The sequence below is a fragment of the Cellulomonas sp. Y8 genome (assembly GCF_008033115.1).
Classification (GTDB): domain Bacteria; phylum Actinomycetota; class Actinomycetes; order Actinomycetales; family Cellulomonadaceae; genus Cellulomonas.
On sequence record NZ_CP041203.1, the window covers coordinates 2,312,384 to 2,330,096 of the forward strand.

General features: G+C 77.8%; 13 protein-coding genes and 1 pseudogene. 6 read left to right on the forward strand and 8 right to left on the reverse strand.

The window, feature by feature from the left end; genetic code table 11:
• Positions 1 to 7: 7 nt before the first annotated feature.
• From FKM96_RS10530 to hemE, 4 genes and pseudogenes are all read right to left on the reverse strand, one after another.
• Positions 8 to 955, reverse strand: coding sequence for a uroporphyrinogen-III synthase (locus FKM96_RS10530; protein WP_147795189.1), 948 nt, complete (start codon positions 953 to 955; stop codon positions 8 to 10).
• Positions 952 to 1,938, reverse strand: a complete 987-nt coding sequence (hemC, locus tag FKM96_RS10535; RefSeq protein WP_147795190.1) for a hydroxymethylbilane synthase — start codon at positions 1,936 to 1,938, stop codon at positions 952 to 954. The genes FKM96_RS10530 and hemC overlap by 4 nt, the downstream gene beginning before the upstream one ends.
• A gap of 66 nt (positions 1,939 to 2,004) precedes the next feature.
• Positions 2,005 to 3,522 carry an NAD(P)/FAD-dependent oxidoreductase gene (locus FKM96_RS10540; RefSeq protein WP_147795191.1) on the reverse strand — a complete coding sequence of 506 codons (1,518 nt, stop codon included), beginning with the start codon at positions 3,520 to 3,522 and terminating at the stop codon, positions 2,005 to 2,007.
• Positions 3,523 to 3,574: 52 nt separating this feature from the next.
• Positions 3,575 to 4,730, reverse strand: a pseudogene (gene hemE, locus FKM96_RS10545) (uroporphyrinogen decarboxylase).
• A gap of 64 nt (positions 4,731 to 4,794) precedes the next feature.
• Between hemE and FKM96_RS10550 the strand changes: the two are divergent.
• A complete protein-coding gene (locus FKM96_RS10550) occupies positions 4,795 to 6,036 on the forward strand; it encodes a glutamyl-tRNA reductase (protein WP_246854924.1) in 1,242 nt (413 codons plus the stop codon).
• A 121-nt stretch (positions 6,037 to 6,157) separates the two neighbouring features.
• Here the strand turns inward: FKM96_RS10550 and purB are convergent, their stop codons facing one another.
• Positions 6,158 to 7,624: an adenylosuccinate lyase gene (purB, locus tag FKM96_RS10555; RefSeq protein ID WP_147795192.1), complete on the reverse strand. Its 1,467-nt coding sequence runs from the start codon at positions 7,622 to 7,624 to the stop codon at positions 6,158 to 6,160.
• 260 nt (positions 7,625 to 7,884) lie between these two features.
• Here purB and FKM96_RS10560 point away from each other — a divergent pair, with 260 nt between their 5' ends.
• Complete coding sequence (locus tag FKM96_RS10560) at positions 7,885 to 9,438, forward strand: methyl-accepting chemotaxis protein (RefSeq protein WP_210417249.1); 1,554 nt, start codon at positions 7,885 to 7,887, stop codon at positions 9,436 to 9,438.
• A gap of 216 nt (positions 9,439 to 9,654) precedes the next feature.
• Here the strand turns inward: FKM96_RS10560 and FKM96_RS10565 are convergent, their stop codons facing one another.
• The 3 genes from FKM96_RS10565 to FKM96_RS10575 form a co-directional block, all read right to left on the reverse strand.
• The gene (locus tag FKM96_RS10565) at positions 9,655 to 11,175 is read right to left on the reverse strand and encodes a DUF320 domain-containing protein (RefSeq protein ID WP_147795194.1); all 1,521 of its coding nucleotides are present in this window, start codon (positions 11,173 to 11,175) and stop codon (positions 9,655 to 9,657) included.
• Positions 11,176 to 11,283: 108 nt separating this feature from the next.
• Positions 11,284 to 12,549: a hypothetical protein gene (locus FKM96_RS10570; protein ID WP_147795195.1), complete on the reverse strand. Its 1,266-nt coding sequence runs from the start codon at positions 12,547 to 12,549 to the stop codon at positions 11,284 to 11,286.
• 173 nt (positions 12,550 to 12,722) lie between these two features.
• Positions 12,723 to 13,106, reverse strand: a complete 384-nt coding sequence (locus tag FKM96_RS10575) for a phage holin family protein (protein WP_147795196.1) — start codon at positions 13,104 to 13,106, stop codon at positions 12,723 to 12,725.
• 113 nt (positions 13,107 to 13,219) lie between these two features.
• Between FKM96_RS10575 and hisC the strand changes: the two genes are divergently transcribed.
• The 4 genes from hisC (at position 13,220) to FKM96_RS10595 (ending at position 17,691) form a co-directional block, all read left to right on the forward strand.
• Positions 13,220 to 14,284, forward strand: coding sequence for a histidinol-phosphate transaminase (gene hisC, locus FKM96_RS10580; protein WP_147795197.1), 1,065 nt, complete (start codon positions 13,220 to 13,222; stop codon positions 14,282 to 14,284).
• 114 nt (positions 14,285 to 14,398) lie between these two features.
• Complete coding sequence (locus FKM96_RS10585) at positions 14,399 to 15,634, forward strand: PP2C family protein-serine/threonine phosphatase (protein ID WP_246854925.1); 1,236 nt, start codon at positions 14,399 to 14,401, stop codon at positions 15,632 to 15,634.
• A 75-nt stretch (positions 15,635 to 15,709) separates the two neighbouring features.
• Complete coding sequence (locus FKM96_RS10590; protein ID WP_246854926.1) at positions 15,710 to 17,248, forward strand: ATP-binding protein; 1,539 nt, start codon at positions 15,710 to 15,712, stop codon at positions 17,246 to 17,248.
• 65 nt (positions 17,249 to 17,313) lie between these two features.
• On the forward strand, positions 17,314 to 17,691 hold the full coding sequence (locus tag FKM96_RS10595; protein ID WP_254630915.1) for a response regulator: 378 nt from the start codon (positions 17,314 to 17,316) through the stop codon (positions 17,689 to 17,691).
• Positions 17,692 to 17,713 lie beyond the last annotated feature (22 nt).

Here is a 17,713-nt window from a genome sequence, read left to right on the forward strand (position 1 = left end):
GGTGCGGTCATGCGTGCTCTCCGTCCGGGTGGGCCGCCCGGGGTGCGGCGGCGGGGGTGTCGTCCGGCGCGGCGGGGTGGGCCGCGGCCGGGCTCTCGTCGGTGGGGGTGGGGGCGCCCGCGTCCTGGGCGTCGTCCCGCGCCGCGGCGGCGCGCGCGAGGGCGGCGACGAGGCCGCCCGGGGTCTGGTCGTCGGCGACCGCGTGCACCGGCAGCCCGGCGCGCCGGGCCTCGGCCGCGGTCGAGTCGCCGATGCAGCACACCAGCGTGCCCGCGGGCGGGGCGCCGAGCATGGCGAGCAGGTTGCGGGCGGTGCTGCCCGAGGTGAGCAGGACCGCGTCCACCTGCCCGGCGGCGTACGCGTCGCGCACCTCCGGCTCGGGGGCCGGGCCGGGGACGGTGCGGTAGGTGACGACGACGTCGACCGGCCAGCCGCGCGCGGTCAGGCCCTCGGCCATCGTCGGCGCGGCGAGGTCGCCGAGCGGCAGCAGCACCCGGGCCGGGTCCTCGCCGGGGGCCGGCCAGGCCGCCAGCAGCGCGACGGCCGACGACCGCCCGGTCGGCACCAGGTCGACGCGGACGCCCGCCTCGCGCAGCGCCCGGGCGGTGCTGCCGCCGACGGCGGCCACCCGGACGCCGTCGAGCAGCGCCGCGAGCGTGTGCCCGGTCTCCTCCGCACGGTCCTCGAGCACGGGCACCGCCGCGGCGCTCGTGACCGCGACCCAGCCGTAGTAGCCGACCTCGAGCGCGAGCAGAGCGTCGTCGAGCTCGGTGGGGTCGTACGGCGGGACGGTCTGGATCAGCGGGACGACCAGCGGCCGGGCGCCGGCCGCGTGCAGGGCGATGACCAGGGGGTCCGGCCCCTCGGTGGCCCTCGGGACGAGGACGGTCCGGCCGGACAGCGGTCCGGCCGGGCGGGCGTGCGCGGTCGCGGGGGTGCCGTCGGCGCCCGTCACGCGCCCAGCTCCGCGAGCTCGGCGGCGCCCGCGTCGAGCAGGTCCTCGGCGAGCCGGGTGCCGAGGGCGGCCGCGGCGAGCGCGACCCGGCCGGCGGCCGCGGCGGGGTCCGCGTCCGCCGGACCCGTCGCGCCGCCCGCCAGCGTCGTCGACGCGGTGCGGCGCAGCGCCTCGGTGCCGTCGGTGCGGAGCACGACCGCCTCCAGCGCCAGCACGTCGTCCGCGCCCAGCCGCGCGTGCGCGCCCACCGGGGCGGCGCAGCCCGCCTCGAGCCGGCTGAGCAGCGCGCGCTCGGCGAGCACGGCGAGGTGCGTGGGCCGGTGGTCCAGGGCGGCCAGCGCCCGGGCGAGGGGCGTGCCGGCGGCGGCGTCCTCGGCGCGGACCTCGACCGCCAGCGCGCCCTGGGCGGGCGCCGGGGTCATCACGTCGAACGGCAGCGCGTCGGTGACGGCGTCCAGCCGCCCGAGCCGCGCCAGGCCCGCGCGGGCGAGCACGACCGCGTCGAGGTCGTCCTCGATCCGGCGCAGCCGGGTGTCGACGTTGCCGCGGATGTCGACCACCCGCAGGTCGGGGCGCGCGGCCCGCAGCTGCGCGGCGCGCCGGGGGGAGCCGGTGCCGACCGCCGCGCCCTCGGGCAGCGTCGCCAGCGTGCGGCCGTCGCGCGCGCACAGCGCGTCCCGCGGGTCCTCACGGACGGGCACCGCCGCGACCACGAGCCCGGGGGCCACGGCGGTCGGCAGGTCCTTGAACGAGTGCACCGCGACGTCGCAGCGCCCGTCGAGCAGGGCGTCCCGCAGCGCGGTCACGAACACGCCGGTGCCGCCCAGGGTGGCCAGCGACCCGGTGAGCCGGTCGCCGTCCGTGCGGACGCGCACCAGCTCGTGCGGGCCGGCGCCGAGCGCGGTCAGCGCGTCGGCCACGTGCCCCGTCTGGGTGAGGGCGAGCGCGCTCGCACGGGTGCCGACCCGGACCGTCTGGGGCATGTCCCCAGTCTCGGCCACCCCGCGCGGATCTGTCGAAACCGCGGGTCGTGGGCTGCGGTGCACGGGTCAGGCCTCCGGGGGTGGGGTGCGGGTGGGGTCGGCGGGCAGGGCGGACGAGGCGAGCGCCGCCGCGGTCGCGCGGGCGTCGGGGACGACGGATGCGAGGCCGTTGCCGGACACCCACGCGCCCACCACGGCGAGGCCGGGCACGCCGGCGACGGCCTCCCGGACCCGCCGCACGGTCGCCCGGTGCGCGGCGCTGGGGACGGGCAGCCCCTGGCGCCAGCGGACGCGGGCGGCGGCGCGGACCTGCTCGCGGCGCAGGGGGACGCCGAGCACGGCCGCGGCGTCCCGCACCGCGAGGTCGGTGAGCGCGTCGAGGTCGCGCGGCAGCGCGTCCGCCCCGTCCTCGCCGGCCCGGCCGTAGGACAGGCGCACGACGTGCCGGCCGGGGCCCGCCGCCTGGGCGAGCCACGCCCACTTCGCCGTCGCGTGCGTCAGCGCCTTCGCCCGCACGCCGGCGACGCCCCGGGCGACCAGGACGCCGGTGCCGCGCGGGGCGGCGTCCAGCTCCGGGGCGTCCAGCACCAGGGTCACGAGCACGATGTCCGCGCCCGGGTCCGTCGTCAGGCCCGACACGCCCGGGGCGACGCCGGCCAGCAGGTCGACGGCGCGGGGGGTGGCGACGACGAGGCGGGGGGCCGCGAGCGTCGCGGACCCGTCCGGCCCGTCGACGGCGACGACGAACCCCTCGCCGTCGCGGGTCACCGACCGGACGGACGCCCCGGTGCGCACCGCGCCGCCGCGCGCCCGGACGTCCGCGACGAGCGCGTCGACCAGCACGTGCAGCCCGCCGCGGAACCCCGCGACCGCGGAGCCGGCGGGGGCGAGCGCGCGCTGCGCCGCCACCCCGCGGCCGAGCGACCGCTCGCGGCGCACGGCCGCGACCAGTCCGGGGGCCACGGCGTCGGCCGCGACGTCGTCGGGCTCCGCCGCGTGCACGCCGGCCACGACCGGCCGGACCAGCCGGTCCAGCACCCGCCGCCCGGCCCGGGCGCGCACGAGGGCGCCGAGGGTCGTGCCGTCCGCGGTCCCGACCCGCGCGGGCAGGACGCGGTCGAGCGAGGCGCGCAGCGCGCCCGCGAGCCCGATCGTGCGGCGGACGTCCGGCGCCCACGGGTCGGCCGGGATGCCCAGCAGCCCCGTGCGGGGGAGCGGGCCGGCGCCGCCGGGCAGCCGCACCCACGCGCCGTGCCTCTCGGGCGTCACCACCCGGTCGGCGAGCCCGAGCTCGTCGGCCAGCGCCGCGACCACGCCGCCGCGGGTGGCGAACGACTCGGCGCCGGCGTCGAGGGACAGGCCGTCCACCTCGTGCCGCCCGACGACGCCGCCGGGCGACCCCCACGCCTCGAGCACCAGCGGGCGCAGGCCGGCGAGGGCCAGCTCGCGCGCCGCGACCAGGCCCGCGACGCCGCCACCGACGACGAGCGCGTCCCAGGCCGCTCCCGGGGGTGCCGCCGGGTCGGCGGGGCGTGCGGTGCCGGGCGCCCGGTCGTCGTCGTTCGTGTCCGCGTCCTTCCTCATCCGTCCAGCCTGCCGCGTCCCGGTGACCGGGGGGTGGGACCGGACCCCTACCTCAGAGCTCGTGCACCAGCGCCACGACGCGGGTCAGCACGTCGGGGTCGGTCTCCGGCGGCACGCCGTGGCCCAGGTTCACCACGTGGCCCGGGGCCGAGGCGCCGCGCGCCACGACGTCCCGCACGTGCGCCTCCAGCACCGGCCACGGGGCGGCGAGCAGCGCCGGGTCGACGTTGCCCTGCACCGGCACGCGGCCGTCGAGCCGACGGACCGCCTCGTCGAGGCCGATCCGGTGGTCGACGCCGACGACGTCGGCGCCCACGTCCCGCATCGCGGCCAGCAGCTCGCCGGTCCCCGTGCCGAAGTGCACGCGCGGCACGCCGACGTCGGCGACGTGCGCACAGCGCCCGGGTCGAGGCGGGCGCCACGCGGGCGGTGTAGTCCGCGAGCGAGAGCGAGCCCGCCCAGGAGTCGAACAGCTGCGCCGCGCTGGTCCCGGCGAGCACCTGCGCCCGCAGGAACGCGCCGGTCACGTCGGCGGCCCACTCGGTGAGCGCGCGCCAGGTGCCCGGGTCCGCGTGCATGAGGGTGCGCGCGGCCAGGTGGTCCCGGGACGGCCGGCCCTCGACCAGGTAGGCGGCCAGCGTGAACGGCGCGCCCGCGAACCCGATCAGCGGGGTCGACCCGAGCGCGGCGGTCGTCAGCCGGACGGCCTCGACGACCGGGGCCAGCACCTCGGCGGTCAGCGACTCGGCGGGGTGCTCGGCGCGCAGCCGCGCGACGTCGTCCGCCGTGCGCACCGCGGAGCCCATCACCGGGCCGACGCCCGGCTGGATGTCGACGTCCACGCCCGCGAGGCGCAGCGGGATGACGATGTCGGAGAAGAAGATCGCCGCGTCCACGCCGTGCCGGCGGACCGGCTGCAGGGTGATCTCCGACGCCAGGTCCGGGGTCAGGCAGGCGTCGAGCATCGCGGTGCCCTTCCGGGCCTCCCGGTACTCCGGCAGCGACCGGCCGGCCTGGCGCATGAACCACACCGGGCGGCGGCCCGGCGTGCGGCCGCGGTACGCGTCCACCAGCGGCGCGTGCGCCGTGCGGCCGTCCACCAGCGGGTGGTCGGCGGGCAGGCCGGTGCCGTCGGGGAGCGACGGGAGGGCGGGGGCGGGGGTCGCCGGGGCGCTCGCGGGCGCGTCGGGGCGTGACGGAGTCGACATCGGGACGATTGTGCCCCGTCTTCCCTGGAGTGATTAAATTCTTGGCGTGGTGATGCTGTCGTTGGTGGCCAGCCATCACGACCTCGACCTGTCCGTGCTGGAGCGGTTGTCCGCCGACACCCACGCCGTCGGGCGGGAGATCGTGACGGCCTCGGAGTCGATCGCGGGGGCGGTCGTCCTGGCGACCTGCAACCGCTTCGAGCTGTACCTGGACGTCGCCGACGCGGCCGACGCCGGCGCCGCCCGCACCGCCGTGGCCGGCACGGTCGCCGCCCGCTCCGGATACACCGCGGAGCGCGTCGCGGACGCGCTCGCCCCCGCCACCGGACCCCGGGTCGTCGAGCACCTGTTCGCGGTCGCCTCCGGCCTGGAGTCGATGGTCGTCGGGGAGCGGGAGATCGCGGGCCAGGTCCGCCGCGCGCTCACCGCCGCCCGCCGCGACGGGACGACGACCTCCGACCTCGAGGGCCTGTTCCAGTCCGCCTCCCGCGCGTCCCGCGCCGTCGAGGGCCGCACGGGGCTGGGCGCCGCCGGCCGCTCGGTCGTGGGCGTCGCGCTCGACCTGGTCGAGGACGGCCTGCCCGACTGGTCGGACGTCCGCTGCCTGCTCATCGGCACCGGCTCCTACGCCGGCGCCAGCCTCGCCGCCCTCAAGGCCCGCGGCTGCCAGGACGTGCTCGTCTACTCGGCCAGCGGGCGCGCGGGCCAGTTCGCCGCGCAGCGCGGGGTCACCGCCGCCACCGACGACCTCGCGGCCAGCCTCGCCGGGGTCGACCTGGTCGTGGCGTGCAGCGGCGCCTCCGGCGCGGTCCTCGACGTCGACGCGCTGATCCGGGCCCGGTCGGCCGAGGCGGCCCTCGGCGCCCGCCCGCTGGCCGTCCTCGACCTCGCCCTGCAGCACGACGTCGACCCGGCCGTCGGCGAGCTGCCCGGCGTCCGGCTGGTCAGCCTCACCACCGTCGCCGAGCACGCCCCCGACGGGCACTCCGCCACCGTCGCCGAGGCGCGCGCGCTGGTCGAGGAGCAGGCCGCGACCTTCGAGCGCGACCTGCGCACCCGGCAGTGGAACCCGCCGGTCGTGGCCGAGCGCCGCCGGGTGCTGGAGGAGCTGGGGCTCGCCGCCGACGGCCTGCCCGAGCGCGAGGCCCGCGCGCTGCGTCGCCGGGTGCGGTCCGCGCTGCACGCCCCGACCGTCCGCGCCCGCGAGGCCGCCCGCGCGGGCGACGCCGCGGCGTACGCCGCCGCCCTGGCGGACCTGGCGGCGGTCGAGGTCCCGCGCCCGGCGCTCTCGACCCAGGCGCGCTGACGCGCGGGCCCGCCGCGGCCCGCGCATCGCGCGAGTTCGGTGCCTGCCGCCGAGTTCGGTACCTCCAGCCACCGAACCGGGCGGGAGCCACCGAACGCGGCGGTCCCGCGCCGAGCGGGGGTCAGGCGTCCAGGTACCGGAGGAGGTCGGCCGCCAGGCCCGTGTAGCCGGCCGGGGTCAGCGCCTGGAGGCGGGCCTCGACGTCCGCCGGCAGGCCCAGGCCCGCGATGAACTCCCGCATGTCGTCCGCCGTGAGCCGGCGGCCGCGGGTCAGCTCCTTGAGCCGCTCGTACGGGTTCTCCATGCCGGTGACCCCCGCGACCGCGGCCGCGCGCATCGCCGACTGGACGGGCTCGCCCAGGACCTCCCAGTTCTGGTCGAGCTCCCGCGCCAGCAGGTCGCGGTCCACCGACAGCGCGGCGAGGCCGCGGCGCACGTTGTCGACCGCGAGCAGCGAGTGCCCGAACGCGGGCCCGATGTTGCGCTGCGTGGTGGAGTCGGTGAGGTCGCGCTGCAGGCGGCTGGTGACCAGCGTCGCGCCGAGCGAGTCGAGCAGGGCGCAGGACAGCTCGAGGTTCGCCTCGGCGTTCTCGAACCGGATCGGGTTCACCTTGTGCGGCATCGTCGACGAGCCCGTCGCCCCGGCGACCGGGATCTGGGTGAACACGCCGCGGGAGATGTAGGACCACACGTCGGTCGCGAGGTTGTGCAGCACCCGGTTGAACCGCGCCACGTCGGCGTACAGCTCGGCCTGCCAGTCGTGCGACTCGATCTGCGTCGTCAGCGGGTTCCAGGTGAGGCCCAGGTGCTCGACGAACGTGCGGCTGACCTCGGGCCAGTCCGCGCCGGGGACCGCGACCACGTGCGCGCCGTAGGTGCCGGTCGCGCCGTTGAGCTTGCCCAGGTACTCCGCGCCCTCGACCCGACGCAGCTGGCGGCGCAGCCGGTGCGCGAGGACCGCGAGCTCCTTGCCGAGCGTGGTGGGCGTCGCGGGCTGGCCGTGGGTCAGCGCGAGCATCGGCACGTCGGCGAGGTCGCGCGCCGTGGCGGCGAGGTCGTCGACGAGGCCGGTCGCGGCGGGCAGCCACACGTCCCGCACGGCCCCGCGGACCATGAGCGAGTACGACAGGTTGTTGATGTCCTCGCTGGTGCAGCAGAAGTGCACGAGCTCGGAGACCGACGGCAGCACCGTGCCCTCGCCGAGCACCGACGGCGCCGCGGCGATCTTCTCCTTGAGGAAGTACTCGACCGCCTTCACGTCGTGCACGGTGGTGCGCTCGATCTCGGCCAGGCGGGCGACGTCGTCGGCGCCGAACCCCGTGACGACCGCCCGGAGGTACGCCTGCTCCGCGTCGGAGAGCGCCGGGGCGCCCGGGACCACGCCGTGGGTGGTCAGGTGGATCAGCCACTCGACCTCGACGTGCACCCGCTCGCGGTTCAGCGCCGCCTCGGACAGGTGGTCGACCAGGGCCGCGACGGTCCGGCGGTACCGGCCGTCCAGCGGGCCGAGCGCGATCGGCGGCTCGACGTCGGCGAGCGACGTGCGGGCGGCGGGCGCGGCGGACGGGCTGCTCTCGTGCGCGGGCATGGGCCGCATCCTCCCACGACGGGCGATCGGGTGATCCGCGGCCGACGCCCCGCGGACCGCCCTCCCCCGTCGGGGCAGGTCAGGCGGCCGGGAACGACCCCGGAGCCGCGCTCGGGCGGGTGACGCCGTGCGGCCGGACGGGGAGAGCGCTCGCCCGATCCCTCACGCGGCGACCGTGGCTGCCGATGCGGAGGCCACTCGGGGGAGCCGTGCGGAGCAGACGCACCAGGCGCACGGGCACAGCAGCGAGGGGTACGGACATGGCGGGTCTCAGGGGGCGGCGGGGATCCGCGGCCGAGCCGGCGCAGGGCGCCGACGTGGAGCGGGAGCTCCGGGCGCTGGACGACGTGGTCCGCGCGCTCGGCTCGTCGGGCGACGGCGACCTGGGGGACATCGTCGAGACGATCCGGGGCGCCCTCGGCTTCGCGTACGCGTCGGCCTGGCGGGTCGACCCGGCCGAGGGCGCGCTCGTGTTCGTCGCGCAGACGGGGCACCTGTCCCGCGAGCTCACCGAGATGACGCCGGGCTACCGGATGCCCAAGGGCGTCGGGCTGTGCGGGCTCGCGTGGCAGCGGGACGGCGTGCTGCCGGTCGCGGACCTGAACGAGCACGCGACCAACTGCACCCGCGGCGAGGCGTTCCTGCGGGCCGGTGCCCGCGGCGCGATGACCATGCCGCTGTGGCACCGCGGCGAGGTCGTGGCGGTGCTGGACTTCCTGTCCACCGAGCGCCGCTCGGAGGGGCCCGCGCAGGTGCTCGTCCTCGACGTGCTGGCCCGGACGGTCTCGCAGGCGCTGGAGGCGCGCCGCGCCGCGGACGAGATCGCCCAGGTCGCGCGCGACCAGCAGGCCGTGACCGCGTCGGTCTCGAAGGTCGGCCAGTGCACCGACGAGGAGCAGGCGCTGCGCGTCGCCCTCGACACGGTGCGCGAGGAGTTCGGCTGGGACTACGGCTCCTACTGGGCGGTCGATCCCGAGGCGCGCGTGCTGCGGTTCCAGGTGGAGTCCGGCACCGCGGGCGAGGAGTTCCGCCGCGTCACGCTCGCGGCGAGCTTCGCCGAGGGCGTGGGGCTGGCCGGGCGCGCCTGGCGGGCCCGGGACCTCGTGTTCGTCCGGGACCTCGGCGAGCTCACCGACTGCGTGCGGGCACCCGCCGCGCAGCGCGCCGGCGTGCGCTCGGGGGTGTGCATCCCGGTGATCGTCGGCGACGAGGTCCTCGGGACGATGGACTTCTTCACCACCGCGACCATCGAGCTCACCGACAGCCGGCGCGGCTCGCTCCGCAACGTGGCGCGCCTGGTGTCCCAGCGGGTCGACATCCTGCGCGCCGCCCAGCGGGACCGCGCCGCGTCCGAGGCGCTGCTCGGCAGCGTCGCCCGGCTGTCGGAGAGCGCGTCCGAGGCCGTCCGGGTCGCCGAGGAGGCCGTCGCGCAGACCGCCGCCATGGCCGAGGAGGTCCGCACGCTCGAGGCGTCGTCCTCCGCCGTCGGGGACGTCATCCGGGTCATCTCGTCGATCGCGGACCAGACCAACCTGCTCGCCCTGAACGCCACGATCGAGGCCGCCCGCGCCGGGCAGGCCGGTCGCGGGTTCGCGGTCGTCGCCACCGAGGTGAAGGACCTCGCCGGCGGCACGTCGACCGCGACGTCGCGCGTCGAGCAGCAGGTCGCGGACATCCAGGCGAACACCGCCGCGGTGTCCCGGGGGATCGAGTCGGTCAGCACGACGATCCGGCGCATGGACGAGGTCCAGGCCCGGATCGGTGAGGTGCTCGACGAGCAGCGCGAGATGGCGCGGTCCTTCCGCGCCTCCTGACGCCGCGGTCCCTCGCACGCCTCGTGGGCGTGCCGCGGGCCGGCGACGGGCCCGCACCCGTCGCCGGCCGCGGTGGCCGGTTCCACTCCCTTCCTTCGGTTCCGGGGTCGGCGTCAGCGAGAGCCGCCCCGAGCTGCGGGGTCCGGGGACCACGAGGTCCGTCGGCCGGCGGAGGACCCGCATCCGCCGCCGGCCGACGGGTTCAGTGGCGGGCGGTCAGGTGAGCGCCACCCGCGGGATGCGGCGGAGCAGCAGGCCGAGGCCCACCAGGCCGAGCGCGGCCAGCACCGTCAGGGCGGCGGGAGCGCCCGTCGGGGCCAGCGCGGCCGGCACGGTCGCCGCCGCCGTCGCCGCCGAGCGGTCCAGGGCGGCGGCCAGGTCGGCCGCGGCGAGGACCTCGGAGGTGAAGCCGACGTCGGCGACCGTGGTGGTGCCGTCGTCGGTGGTGGCGCCGGGGCCCGTGGTGCCGGGGTCGGTGCCGGTGCCCGGGTCGGTGCCGGTGCCGGTGCCCGGGTCGGTGCCGGTGCCGGTGCCGGGGTCGGTGCCGGTGCCCGGGGCGGTCCCGGTGCCCGGGTCGACCACCGCCGCGTCGCCGGCCACGCCGAGCGCGAGGTCGCCGATCGAGACCGGCACGGTGACCGGCAGCGCGATGCCGATGCCGGACAGCGGACCGTCGGTGTCGCCGTCGCCGGCCTCGGCGGTGGGGGTGCCGGTGCCGGCGGTGCCGGTCGACGTGGTGCTCGCGTCGCCGACCAGGCCGAGCGCGACGTCGCCGACGGTGATCGGGATGCTGATCGGCGCGGCCACGGCGATGCCGGAGCCGGTGCCGTCGGCGTCGCCGGTGCCGGCCTCGGCGGTCGGGCCACCGGTGCCGGTGGTGCCGGTGCCGGTCGACGTGGTGCTCGCGTCGCCGATCAGGCCGAGCGCGACGTCCCCGACGGTGATCGGGACGCTGATCGGAGCCGCGACGCTGGTGCCCGCGAGCGCGCCGTCGGCGTTCCCGGTGCCGGCCTCGGCCGTGGGGCCGCCGGCGGTGCTCCCGGTGCCGGTGCCGGTGGACGACACCGTTCCGTCGCCCAGCACGCCGAGCGCCACGTTCCCGACGGTGATCGGGACGCTGATCGGCGCGGCCACCGCGGTGCCGGAGCCGATGCCCTCGGCGTCCCCGCCGCCGGACGTGGCGGTCGGTGCCGCGGTGCCGCCGACGGCGGGCGTAGTGCCACCGGTGGTGCTGGCGTCGCCGAGGACGCCGAGGGCGACCCCGTCGACGTCGACCGGGATGCTCACCGGGGCGGCGACGCCGGTCCCGGAGGCGATCCCCCCGTCCCCGCCCCCGGCCGTGGCGGTCGGGGCGGTGGCGGGCGCGGCCGGAGCGGCCAGCGCCGTCGCGGACGCGTCGCCGAGGACGCCGACGGCGACCGTCGAGACGTCCACCGGGACGCTGACCGGGGCGGCCACGGCGGTGCCGGAGGCCACCCCCTCGGAGCTCCCCCCGCCGGCGTCGGCCGCCGGGGCGGGCGCCGCCGGGGCGGCGGGCGCGGCCGCGGGTGCCGCGGCGGTGGTCGTCGCATCCCCGAGGACGCCGGCGGCGAGGCCGGTCACGTCCACGGAGACGTCGACGGGTGCCTCGATCCCGAGGCCGGACAGCAGGCCGTCGTCGTCGGCGGCGTAGGCCGACACGGCCCCGGCGACGACGAGGCCGCCGGTCAGCAGAGCGGTGTGGACCGCTCGCCTCATGTTCGTGTGCATGATCGTCTTCCCCTGCTTCTGAGTCGGTGCGCCGGCGTGCGGCGCGAGGGCCCGTGGGGCGCGGCGGCACGGGTGCCGCGGGCGCCGGGGCCCGACTCAGGCGGGGAAGACGGGGACGTCGCGGAGACGGAGCGGGAGCTCGACGCGGTCGCGGGCGGCGGCGAGGAGCCGCGACCCGCCCAGGACCAGCGCGAGAGTCGTGAGGACCGCCAGGACGTCCTGGCCGGCGGGGGTGCGCAGCGGGCTGCCGGCGGAGCCGGTGCCGGACGGGGCCGGGGCGCTGGGCGCCGGCGGCACCGGGCGGTCGCCGCCGCCGACGGGAGCGGACGCCGACCGGGCGGCGTCGTCGGTGCCCGTGGCGGCCGGGAGGACCACGTCGGAGGGGGCCGCGGCGGAGGCCGCGGCCGCGCCGGTGCCGGTGGGGGCGTCCGCCAGGAGCCGGGCGCCCGCCCACGGCAGCGGCGCCCCGACGGGGGCGGGGTCGGTGGCGCCCGCGGCGCCGGGCGCGGCGGGGGCGGTCGGCGGCGTGCCGGTGGGCGGCACCGGGGTGCCGGTGACCGGGCGCAGCACGCCCACCACGGGCGCGAGCGCGTCGCCCACGGGCGTCCCGCCCACCCCGTCGAGGACGGGGTCGAGCACGCCGGTCACCACCGGCGCGACCACGGGCGTGAGGGCGGGGGCGAGCGGCGTGACCGCCGGGGCGATCGCGGTGAGCACCGGGGCGAGGACCGTCTCGGCGACCGGGGCCACCACGACGGAGGTCACCGCGCCGAGGACCGGCGCCAGCGGCTCGGTCGCCTGCGCGACCGGCGCCACGACGCCGTCCACCAGGCCGTCGACCAGCGGCGCGGCCGCGTCGACGACAGGTGCGACGACCTCGTCGCCCAGCGCGGAGGTCACGGCGCCGACCAGCCCGGGCGCCTCGGCCGCGGGGGTGGTCACCGCGGGCGTCGAGGCGACGACCTCGGCCGCGGGGGTGTCGGGGTGCTCGGCGTGGGCCGCCGGCGCGGCGGGTCCGGGGTCGGCGGGCGCCGGCGCGGCGGGTCCCGGGTGCGGGGGAGCGGCCGGCGCGGGGGTCGGTGCGGTCGCCGCGGCCGGCGGCAGCACCGCGTGCACCACGGGCGCCACGACGTGCTCCGTCACGGGCTGCGCGACCGAGCCGACCAGGTCCCCGACCCCGCCGAGCAGCGAGGAGACGGGTCCGGCGGAGGGCGGCGGTGCCTCGTCGGCGGAGGCGGCGGGGGCGAGCGCGACCACGGCGGCACCGGCGAGCGTCAGCCCGCCCGCCGCGTACAGGCCCCGGCGGGCCCATCGCGACGCGAGCGAGCGCGCACGCCGTGCGGCACCCGGTCGCGCTGTCATGGCGACTCCCCCTGAGTCTCCCCGGCGGGCCCACCGTCTCTGGCGGGCCCTGACCCCGTCGACGGTAGGAGCGCCCGGCGGGGCAGGCAACAGATGGGGGCGGGTGATATCGCCCGTCCGGGTGACCGCGCGGCGGTGACCTGCGGCGACGCCGAGGGCGACGCCCGCCCGGTTCAGCGGTCGCGGCTGCGGGGGATCGCGACGCTCAGCGCGAACGACACCACGGAGACGATGAGCGCGCCGATGAACGCGTCGCCGAAGTCGTCGATCCGCAGGCCCCAGTCGGTCTGCTCGGTGATCCACGCGGTGAGCATGAGCATCAGCGCGTTGACGACCAGCGTGAACAGGCCCAGCGTGAGGATGTACAGCGGGATCGAGATGATGTTCACGATCGGCTTCACGATCGCGTTGACGATCCCGAACACCAGCGCGACCGCGAGGATCACGCCGATCCGCCCCCACGTGCTGTCGGCGCCGACGATCGAGATGCCCGGCAGCAGCACCTCGGCCAGCCACAGGGCGACGCCGCTGATCAGGACCCGCAGCACGAAGCTCATGGGCCGATCCTGCCATCCGGTCCGCCACCGCGGCAGCCCCGTCGCGCGGCGGCCCGCCGACCACCCCGCGACCGCCCGTCCCGACGAGGTCTGCGCGGTGGCATCCTGGCGGCGTGAAGCACGTGCCCCTGCGCCCCGCCCTCGCGAGCCTGCCCCCGTACGTCCCGGGCGCCCGCGTCCCCGTCGGCGCGGCCGCGTTCAAGCTGTCGTCGAACGAGAACCCGTACCCGCCGCTGCCGTCGGTGGTGGCGGCGATCGCGGACGGCGCGGTGGACGTGAACCGGTACCCGGACATGTACGCCACCGACCTCGTCGAGGCGGTCGCGGACCACCTGGGCGTGCAGGCCGACCAGGTGGTCGCGGGCTGCGGCTCCGTGGCGGTGCTGGGCCACGTGCTCGCGGCGTTCTGCGACGCGGGCGACGAGGTGGTGCACCCCTGGCGGTCGTTCGAGGCGTACCCGATCGCGGTGACCCTCGCGGGCGCGACGGGCGTCCCGGTGCCGGTCGGGGCTGACGGCCGGCTGGACCTGCCGGCGCTCGCGGCCGCGGTGACGGAGCGGACCCGCGTGGTGCTGGTGTGCACGCCGAACAACCCGACCGGGCCCGCCGTGCACGCCGACGAGCTCGACGCGTTCCTGGCCGCCGTGCCGCGGGACGTGCTCGTGGTGCTCGACGAGGCGTACGTGGAGTTCGTGCGCGACCCGCAGGCCCCGGACGGGCTAGCCGTGCTGGCCGCGCACCCGAACGTCGTCCTGCTGCGGACGTTCTCGAAGGCCTACGGCCTGGCGGGGCTGCGGGTCGGCTACGCGGTCGCCGACGCCCGCCTCGCCGCGGGCATCCGCGCGGCGTCGACCCCGTTCGGGGTGTCCCACCTGGCCCAGCTCGCGGGCGTGGCGTCGCTGCGCGCGCGGGACGAGCTCCTCGAGCGCGTGGACGGGATCGTGCGGGAGCGGACCCGGCTGCTGGCCGGCCTGCGCGAGCACGGCTGGGACGTCCCGGACAGCCAGGCGAACTTCGTGTGGCTGGCGCTCGGCGACGGCACCGCGCGGTTCGCCGAGGCGGCGACGGCGGCGGGTGTGCTCGTGCGGCCGTTCGCCGGCGACGGCGTCCGGATCAGCGTCGGCGAGCCCGAGGCGACCGACGTCGTCCTGCGGGTCGCGCGCGACCTTCGTCACTGACCGGGGCGCCCGCCCGGGCGAGTCCGCAGGTCACGCGGCGTCGTCGCGGGTGGGTCCCACCGCGCGGCCGCCGCCCGCTCGCCTATGCTGCGACGAGCGCAGAGAGGTGGAGGGGTGACCGAGAGCACGACGCCGGGCGTGGTGACGCCGCCCGCGTGGCCCGGCCGCGCCGGTCGCCCCGCCGACCCCCTGGACGGCGGCCCCATCGCGGTGCTGCTGGTCGAGGACGACGACGGCGACGCGCTCCTCGTGGAGGAGCACCTGTCCGACGCGGGCCTGGACGCGCGCCTGGTGCGGGCGCGGACGCTCGACGAGGCCACCGCGCGCCTCGACGTCGACTGCGTCCTGCTCGACCTGGGCCTGCCCGACTCCGTGGGTCTCGGCGCGCTGCAGACCCTGCTGTCGGCCGGCGCCCCGGCGGTGGTCGTGCTCACCGGGCGGACCGACACCGAGACCGGGTTGCAGGCGGTCGCCGCCGGCGCGCAGGACTACCTGGTCAAGGGCGAGGTCGACGGCGAGCTGCTCGGCCGCTCGGTGCGGTACGCGGTGCAGCGACGCCGCCTGCAGGCCGTCGACCGCGAGCTGTACCGCAGCATGGTCCGGGCGGAGGAGACCGTGCGGCTGGAGAGCGCGCTGCTGCCGCGCCCGTCCGTCCAGGACGACCGCCTGGAGGTGCGCGTGGGTTACCGCGCGGGCCGGGACGGCGTGCTCGGCGGCGACTTCTACGACGTGATCGAGCGCCCCGACGGCACGGTGCTCGCGATCGTCGGGGACGTCTGCGGGCACGGCCCGGACGAGGCCGCGCTCGGCGCGGTGCTGCGCACGGCCTGGCGCACCCTGGTGCTCGCCGGCACGACGACCCCCGAGCTGCTGCCCCTGCTGGAGCGGGTGCTCGAGTCCGAGCGGGCCCGCGACGAGGTCTTCACCACGATGTCGATGGTCGAGATCGCGCCCGACCGCTCGACGGTCGACCTGTACCTGGCGGGCCACCCGGTGCCGTTCCTGCTCGGCGACCCCGGCGCGGGGCGGCCGTCGGAGCTGCTGCCGCGCGAGCTGCGCGGGCGCGCCCTCGGCATCCCGGTGGACGGCGCCTGGCGGCCCCGGCGGCTGGAGCTGGGCGACCGGTGGCGGCTCATGATGTACACGGACGGCGTGCTGGAGGCGACGATCAGCGGGACCCACGAGCGGATCGGCAAGGCCGGCCTGCTGGAGCTGGTGGACGGGGTGCTGGCCGGCGCGCCGGCGGACCCGGTGGACGAGGTGCTGCGCGAGGTGCGCCGCCGGCACGGCGGCGAGCTCGTCGACGACACCGCCGTCGTCGTGCTCGGCTGGGGCGGGGCCCCCGCGTGACGGCCGCCCCCCTCGCCGCCGGCCCGGCCGCGCGGGCCCCGCACGACGCTGCGCCGCCGCCTCGGCGCCGCCCTCGTGGTCGCGGGCGTCGTGCTGGCCCTGGTGTTCGTCGGCTCGGGCGTCGCCCTCTGGCGGATGCTCGACGCCCAGGACCTGGTGACCGAGCGGTACTTCACCGCCATCACGAACGGCGAGACGGCGTACACGCAGCTCGTCGACGGCGAGACCGCGGTGCGCGGCTACGCCCTCACCGGCTTCGACGGCACGCTCGAGCCGTACGAGAACGCGCAGGACGCGACCGAGGCGTTCGCCGCCGTGGCCGCGGGCGGGGCCTCGGAGCCCGTCCGCGAGGCGGCGGCGGCCGCGGTCGCGGCGGCGGAGCGCTGGGACGAGGAGTTCGCGCAGCCGACGATCGCCGCCGTCGCCGCGGGCGGCCCCGCCGCGGTGACCGCGGAGGAGATCGAAGGCGGCCGCACGCTGTTCGACGAGACGCGCACCGCGGTCCAGGACTACCTGGACGTGCTGCGCGAGCGGCGCCTCGAGGCGGCGTCGGACCTCGCCATGTGGACGCGGGTCGTCATCGGCTCGCTGGTCGCGCTCGTGATCGCGGGCGCCGTCGCGGGCGCCGTGCTGTGGCGGACGCTGCGCTCGTGGATCGCCGAGCCGCTGGACGCGCTCGCCACCGACGCGCGCGCGGTCAGCGAGGGCGACCTGCACCACGTCGTGCGGACCACCGGCCCGGGGGAGATCGCCGACCTCGCCGACGCGGTCGAGCGGATGCGGCTGGGCCTGGTCGCCCAGGTGCAGGCGGTCGAGGCCCAGCGTGCCGAGATCGCCGACGCGCACGACCGGCTCGCGGACCAGGCGGAGGAGCTGCGCCGGTCCAACCGCGACCTCGAGCAGTTCGCCTACGTCGCCTCGCACGACCTGCAGGAGCCGCTGCGCAAGGTCGCCTCGTTCACCCAGCTGCTGCAGAAGCGGTACGGCGGGCAGATGGACGAGCGAGCGGACCAGTACATCGCGTTCGCCGTCGACGGGGCGAAGCGGATGCAGCAGCTCATCCAGGACCTGCTCGGGTTCTCCCGGGTCGGCCGGCTGGGCGGCGAGCTCGCGGACGTGCCGCTGGCCGACGCGCTCGGTGCCGCGCTCGACAACCTGGACAACCTGGTCGAGGACACCGGGGCCGTCGTCACGTACGACGAGCTGCCGGTCGTGCGCGGCGAGCGCCCGCTGCTCGTCCAGCTGCTGCAGAACCTCGTCGGCAACGCGATCAAGTTCCGCGACCCCGAGCGGCCGCCGGTGGTCCGGATCAGCGCCCGGCGGGTGGGAGACTCGTGGGAGCTCGAGTGCCGGGACAACGGGATCGGCATCGACCCGCAGTACGCGGAGCGCGTGTTCGTGATCTTCCAGCGGCTGCACCCCAAGGACCTGTACGAGGGCACCGGCATCGGCCTCGCCCTGTGCAAGAAGATCGTGGAGTACCACGGCGGTCGGATCTGGCTCGGCGAGCCCGACGGCCCGGGCACCAGCATCCGCTGGACGCTCCCGGCGGTCGACGAGCCGGCGGACGACCGCCTGGACCAGGACGGCCGAGAGGCCGAGGGATCGGAGTGAGCGTGGCACGCAACGGCAAGGTGATCGACGTCCTCCTGGTCGAGGACGACCCGGGCGACGTCCTGATGACGCGCGAGGCGTTCGAGGACAACAAGGTCGCGAACCGGCTGGCGGTCGTCTCCGACGGCGTCAGCGCGCTGGCGTTCCTGCGCAAGGAGGGCGAGCACGCCGACGCCCCGACGCCGGACCTCGTGCTCCTCGACCTCAACCTGCCGCGCATGGACGGCCGCGAGGTGCTGGAGGCGATGAAGAACGACGACGCGCTCCGCAGCATCCCGGTCGTCGTGCTCACCACCTCGGAGGCCGAGGAGGACGTCGTGCGCTCCTACTCGCTGCACGCCAACGCCTACGTGACGAAGCCCGTCGACTTCGAGCGGTTCATCGAGGTCGTCCGCCAGATCGACGAGTTCTTCGTCGAGGTCGTGCGGCTGCCGCAGCGCTGACCTCGTCCGACGCCGCGCCGGC